This window comes from Streptosporangium sp. NPDC000563 (genome assembly GCF_040299985.1).
Lineage (GTDB): Bacteria > Actinomycetota > Actinomycetes > Streptosporangiales > Streptosporangiaceae > Streptosporangium.
On sequence record NZ_JBEPDA010000059.1, the window covers coordinates 1 to 7,131 of the forward strand.

The window sequence follows — 7,131 nt, forward strand, 5'->3', positions numbered from 1 at the left end:
TCCAACGCCGCCGCACACTCCGCCATCCGCGCCGCGAACACCCCCGACTCCTCCAACAGAGCCGCACCCATCCCCACCCACTGCGCCCCCTGACCAGGGAACACCCACACCGACTTCCCAACCACATCCGCCACCCCGGACACCACACCCGCCGTGGGCTCACCCGAAGCCACCGCACCCAGCCCCGCCAGCAAACCCTTGCGATCCTCACCCACCACCACCGCACGGTGCTCGAACACCGACCGCGACACCACCAGCGAGAACGCCGTATCCACCAGCGCCACCTCACGATGGCCCTCCACATGCGAGACCAGCCGCTCGGCCTGCGCCCGCAACGCCTCACCCGTACGACCCGACACCAACAGCGGAACTACGTCGGCGGCCGGCGTCCGTGCCTGCGGAGCGCCTTCTCCCTCCGGCGCTTCCGGCCCCTGCTCGAGAATCACGTGCGCGTTCGTACCGCTGACCCCGAACGACGACACACCCGCCCGGCGCGGACGACCTGTCTTCGGCCACTCGGCCGACTCGGTCAGCAGTTCCACCGCGCCCGCCGACCAGTCCACGTGCGAGGACGGCGCGTCCACGTGCAGCGTCTTGGGCAGCACCCCGTGCCGCATCGCGAGCACCATCTTGATCACACCGGCCACACCGGCCGCCGCCTGGGTGTGGCCGAGGTTCGACTTGATCCCCCCCAGCAGCAGCGGACGACCCTCGTCCCGGTCCTGGCCGTACGTCGCGAGCAGCGCCTGCGCCTCGATCGGGTCACCCAGGACCGTGCCGGTGCCGTGCGCCTCGACCGCGTCCACCTCGGACACCGAGAGCCCCGCCCCGGCCAGCGCCTGACGAATCACCCGCCGCTGCGAAGGGCCGTTCGGCGCGGTCAACCCATTCGACGCGCCGTCCTGGTTCACCGCGGAACCCCGCACCACCGCCAGCACCTGGTGGCCGTTGCGGCGCGCGTCCGACAACCGCTCCAGCACCAGCATGCCCACACCCTCGGACCAGCTGGTGCCGTCCGCGCTGTCGGAGAACGCCTTGCACCGGCCATCGGGCGCCATCCCGCCCTGCGCGCTGAAGCCGACGAACACCATCGGCGACGTCATCACCGTGATGCCGCCGGCCAGCGCGAGCGAGCACTCCCCCGACCGCAGCGCCTGTACCGCGAGGTGCAGTGTCACCAGCGACGACGAACACGCGGTGTCCACCGTCACCGCGGGCCCCTCCAGGCCCAGGGTGTAGGACAGGCGGCCCGACAGCACGCTGGCTCCCAGACCGGTGACGCCATGGCCCTGAAGATCCACCCGGGTGCTCATGATCAGGTTCATGTAGTCCTGACCGTTGGTGCCCACGAACACCCCGGTGGAACTGCCCTTCAGCGAGGCCGGGTCGATCCCGGCCCGCTCGACCGCCTCCCACGTCGTCTCCAGCAGCAACCGCTGCTGCGGATCCATCGCGAGCGCCTCACGCGGCGAGATCCCGAAGAACCCCGCGTCGAACCCCGCCACATCCGACAGGAACCCGCCCTGGACCTCGCCACCCGCGCCGTCGGATCCCAGCTCCGACGACATCCCCAGGTCCCAGCCCCGATCGGCCGGGACCGGCGAGATCGCGTCCTCACCCTCGACCAGCAACCGCCACAAATCCTCAGGAGAGGCGACTCCACCTGGAAAGCGGCATGACATCGACACGATGGCGATCGGCTCACGCTTGCCCGACTCCACCTCTTCGAGCCGTCGGCGGGTCTCGTGCAGATCGGTGGCGACCGACTTCAGGTAGTCAACGAGCTTCAGGTCTTCCGACATGGGAGAAGCCCTCCAGGCTATTCGCGTATGAGCCGGGACATCACAGGTCCTTGAGGCGACCCAGTTCGTTTTCGATGAAACCGAGGATGTCCTTGGTACTCGCCGAGTTGAGCACGTCGGCGACAGCGATTTCACTAGTTTCCGTGCTGCTCTCGCTCATCTTCGCCAGCAGCTGCCGCAGCCGGGTGACGATGCCGTTCCGGGCGAGATCGTCGAGCGCGGTGCCGGAAAGAGCGGTCTCGAACCGGTTGAGATCGGCCAGCAACGACAACTCCGTGGCCTTGTTCGCTCCGGGCGCGATCTCCTCCAGGAGGTGTTCGGCGAGGCTGGCCGGGGTCGGGTAGTCGAAGATGAGAGTGGCGGGCAGTCGCAGTCCAGTGGCCGCATTGAGCCGGTTGCGCAGTTCCACGGTGGTGAGGGAGTCGAAGCCCAGTTCGCGGAACTCTCGTCCCGGCTGGATCGCGTCCAGCGACTCGTGTCCCAGCACCACCGCCGCCTGCGTGCACACCAGGTCCGTCATGAGCCGGACCTGCTCGGTGTGCTCCAGGCCGGCGAGCCGCTTCACCAGCTCCGCTTCACCGCCCGCGAGGACCGAGACCGCCGAGCGACGCCCAGCGCGGACCAGGCCCCGCATCAGATGCGGCACCTCGCCCATCGCCCGCAGCGCCGACAGCTCCAGCCGTACCGGCGCCACCGCCGCCCGGCCCGACTCGACCGCGGCCTCGAACGCCGCGAGCCCCTGCTCGGCCGAGAGCGCCGGCATCCCTGTCCGGTTGATCCGCCGCATCTCGATCTCGCCCAGTGTGCCGGTCATTCCCGCGTCCTGAGCCCACGCGCCCCACGCCAACGACAGCCCCGGCAGTCCCGCGGCCCGGCGCACCTGAGCCAGCGCGTCCAGGAACACGTTCGCCGCCGCGTAGTTGCCCTGACCAGGCGCTCCCAGCACACCGGCGAACGAGGAGAACATCACGAATCCGGCCAGGTCCATGTCCTGGGTGAGCTCGTGCAGATGCCAGGCGGCGTCGACCTTGGGACGCAGCACCGCCCCCAGGCCCTCCGCCGTCAACGACGGAATCGTGCCGTCGGCCAGCACACCCGCGGTGTGGATCACCGCGGTCAGCGGGTGCTCGCCGTTCACCTGCGCCAGCAGGCCCGCGACCTGATCCCGATCCGCCATGTCACAGGCCGCGATCGTGACCTCGACACCGTGCGCGATCAACTCCGCCCGCAACTCCACCGCACCCGGAGCGTCCAGCCCTCTTCTGCTGGTCAGCAGCAGATGACGTACGCCACGCTCGGCCACCACGTGCCGCGCGAACAGCGCACCCAGACCACCGGTACCACCGGTGATCAGGACGGTTCCCTCCGGATCCCAGACCCGGCCGACATCCTCACCGGAGTCGTCACCGAACGCCTCTGCCACGACATCCCCAGGCAGTACCCGTGCCAGGCGCGGAACCCGCACCTCGCCCCCGCGCACCGCCGTCTGCGGCTCTTCGGACACCAACCTCCCCGGCAGCACCGACAGCGGGGATTCCTCGTCCACGTCGACCAACAGGAACCGGCCCGGGTTCTCCGACTGCGCGCTGCGCACCAGACCCCACACCGCCGCGGCCGCCGGATCGGTGACCACTTCGCTGTCACCCGCCGCGACCGCGCCCCGGGTGAGGAACACCAGCCGCGACTCGGCGAACCGGTCATCGGCCAGCCAACCCTGCAGCAGGTCCAGAACGTGGGCGGTCAGCGCATGCGCCGACTCCACCATCCCGGCCGCCGACTCGGAGACCACCTCCGCGAGCACCACCGCCGGCACCGGCCCCGCCTCCACCAGCGCGGGCAGGTCCGCATGCACCGCCACCGCATCCCCGGCCTCCCGCAACGCCGGAGCCACACCCAGCGCATCCGCACCGAGTACCGCCACCGACATTCCGTCGACCTCCGCCGCAGCACCCGCGGGCGTCCACTCCACCCCGAACAACGACTCCCAGCCCGCTCCGACACCATCGGAAACCCTGAGCCGCTCGACCTCGACCGGCCGCAACACCACGTTGCGCACCGACACCACCGGACCACCGGCGGCATCCACCGCGCTCAGCGACACCGCATCCGGGCCCGTCCTGGCCAGCCGCACCCGCAGCACCGACGCCCCACCCGCGTGCAGGCACACCCGCTCCCACGAGGACGGCAACCGGCCCCCCTCCACCGGCTCCAGCCCGGCGAAGGTCACCGCGTGCAGCGCCGCGTCCAGCAGCGCCGGATGCACCCCGAACGAAGCCGCACTCGACACCGCCTGCTCCGGCAGCGCCACCTCGGCGAACACCTCGCCCTCGGCACCACGCCAGACCTCCCGCAGCCCCTGGAACACCGGCCCGTAGGCGAAGCCGTCCTCGGCCAGCTCCTCGTACAGCCCGTCCACCTCGATGGCGGTCGCCCCCTGCGGAGGCCAGACGGACGCGTCAAATGGCGCGACCTCCGCTACTTCGGTCGCGAGCGTCCCGGTCGCGTACCGCGTCCACGCCACTTCCTCGGCCGCCTCCGCCGAACGGGCGTACACACTCACGCTCCGGCGGCCCGACTCCTGCGGAGCCCCCACCGACACCTGCATCGCGATCGTGTCCCGCTCGCCCAGCACCAGCGGCGTGATCAGGGTCAGCTCCTCGACCGCCTCGCAGCCGACCTGGTCACCGGCACGCACCACCAGCTCCACGAACACCGAACCCGGCACCACCGCCGAGCCCGCCACCACGTGGTCGGCCAGCCACGGATGCGACGAGAGCGACAACCGACCCGTCAGCACCACCCCATCGGAGTCGGCCAGCCCGACCGCGGCGCCCAGCAGCGGATGATCCGTCGCGGCCAGTCCCGCCGCCGCCACATTCCCCGCACCCGCACTGCCCTCGGGCCAGAACCGCTGGTGCTCGAAGGGATAGGTCGGCAGATCGACCCGGCGACCACCCGGCAGCACCGAGCGCCAGTCCACCGGCACCCCGTGCACATGCAGCTCGGCCAGCGCCGCCATGGACGCCGCGTGCTCGTCCCGACCCTTGCGCAGCACCGGCACCAGCACCGTGGGCAACTCGTGCGCCTGTGCCTCCGGGTCGGCCGTCAGCGTGTCCTGGGCCATCGCGGTGAGCACCCCGTCGGGGCCCAGCTCCAGATACGCCCGCACCCCCTGCGCCTGCAACGTGCGGATGCCGTCGGCGAAACGGACCGCGCCGCGGACCTGCTCCACCCAGTAGTCCGGCGAGCACAACTGCTCGGCTGTCGCCGCCTGTCCGGTCAGGGTCGACACGATCGGGGTCCTCGGCGCCCCGTAGGTGAGCCTGCTCGCCAACGTGCGGAAGTCCTCCAGCATCGGGTCCATCAGCGGCGAATGGAACGCGTGCGACACCCGCAGCTGCTTCGTCCTGATCTCCCGTTCCCGCAGAGCGGCGGTCACTTCCAGCACCGCCTCTTCGGTACCGGAGATCACCACCGAGGTCGGACCGTTGACGGCCGCGATGGACACCTGGTCTTCGCGTCCGGCCAGCAGCCCGGCGACCTGCTCCTCAGAGGCCCGCACCGACACCATCGCCCCACCCTCGGGCAGCGCCTGCATCAACCGCGCCCGACCCGCCACCAACGCACACGCATCGGCCAGCGACAACACCCCCGCCACATGAGCCGCCGCGATCTCCCCGACCGAGTGCCCGGCCAGCACATCCGGCCGGATTCCCCACGAGGACACCAGCCGGAACAACGCCGTCTCCACCGCGAACAACGCAGGCTGCGCCCACCCGGTCCGATCCAGCGCCTCCGCCGCCGCAGATCCCGGCTCGGCGAACAGCACCTCACGCAACGACCCCTCAAGCAGCGGATCCAGCTCCGCGACCACCGCGTCCAACGCCGCCGCGAACACCGGGAACCGCCCATACAGCTCCCGGCCCATCCCGGCCCGCTGCGACCCCTGACCGGTGAACAGCACCGCCAACTGCGGCTCACCCGCGGCCACCCCGCGCACCACACCCGCACCCGGCCGATCCTCGGCCAACGCCCCCAGCCCGGCCAGCACACCCTCACGACCATCGGCCAGCACCACCGCCCGATGCTCGAACGCCGACCGCGTCGTCGCCAGCGAGAACGCCACATCGGCCAACCCGAGACCGGGCTCACCCTCCAGGAGGGACAGCAGTTGCCCGGCCTGCACCCGCAACGCCTGACCCGTCTTCGCCGACACCGGCACCGGCACCACACCCGCAACCGGCACCCGGTCCAGCGAAGCGTCCTCTCCCCCCGGCGCTTCCGGCCCCTGTTCGAGGATCACGTGCGCGTTGGTGCCGCTGATCCCGAACGACGACACACCCGCCCGACGCGGACGACCCGTCTGCGGCCACTCCGTCGCCTCGGTCAGCAACTCCACCGCACCCGAGGCCCAGTCCACATGCGACGACGGCTCATCCACATGCAGCGTCCGAGGCAGCACACCGTGCCGCATCGCGAGCACCATCTTGATCACACCGGCCACGCCCGCCGCCGCCTGGGTGTGACCCAGGTTCGACTTGATCGCGCCCAGCAGCAGCGGACGGTCCTCCGGACGGTCCTGGCCGTAGGTCGCCAGCAGGGCCTGGGCCTCGATCGGGTCACCCAGCTTGGTACCCGTACCGTGCGCCTCCACCGCGTCCACCTCGGACGCCGAGAGCCCGGCGCCTGCAAGCGCCTGGCGGATCACCCGCTGCTGAGACGGACCGTTCGGCGCCGTCAACCCGTTCGACGCACCGTCCTGGTTCACCGCAGAACCCCGCACCACCGCGAGCACCTCGTGCCCGTTGCGGCGGGCATCCGACAGCCGCTCCAGCACCAGCATGCCCACACCCTCGGACCAGCCGGTGCCGTCCGCGCTGTCGGAGAACGCCTTGGATCGCCCGTCGGCCGCTATCCCGCCCTGCGCGTTGAAGCCGATGAACCCCAACGGTGACGCCATCACCGTCGTACCACCGGCCAGCGCGAGCGAGCACTCACCCTGCCGCAGCGCCTGCGCCGCCAGATGCAGCGCCACCAGCGACGACGAGCACGCGGTGTCCACGGTCATCGCCGGCCCCTCCAGGCCCAGCATGTAGGACAGGCGGCCCGACAGCACGCTGGCCGAGAGGCCGGTGACGCCATGGCCCTGCACGTCCGTCTGCGTACTTATGATCAGGCTCGTGTAGTCCTGGCTGTTGCTTCCCACGAAGACGCCGGTGTGGCTGCCCTTGAGCGAGAGCGGGTCGATCCCGGCCCGCTCGACCGCCTCCCACACCCCCTCCAGCAACAGACGCTGCTGCGGATCCATCGCCAGCGCCTCACGCGGCGA

2 protein-coding genes are annotated in these 7,131 nt (G+C 70.9%); both read right to left on the reverse strand.

What is annotated here, in order from left to right:
* Positions 1-1,802 (reverse strand): type I polyketide synthase (locus ABT352_RS40560; RefSeq protein ID WP_350950409.1); only part of this gene is annotated, 1,802 nt, incomplete at its 3' end.
* A gap of 40 nt (positions 1,803-1,842) precedes the next feature.
* On the reverse strand, positions 1,843-7,131 hold a 5,289-nt coding region (locus tag ABT352_RS40565; RefSeq protein WP_350950411.1), incomplete at its 5' end, for a type I polyketide synthase.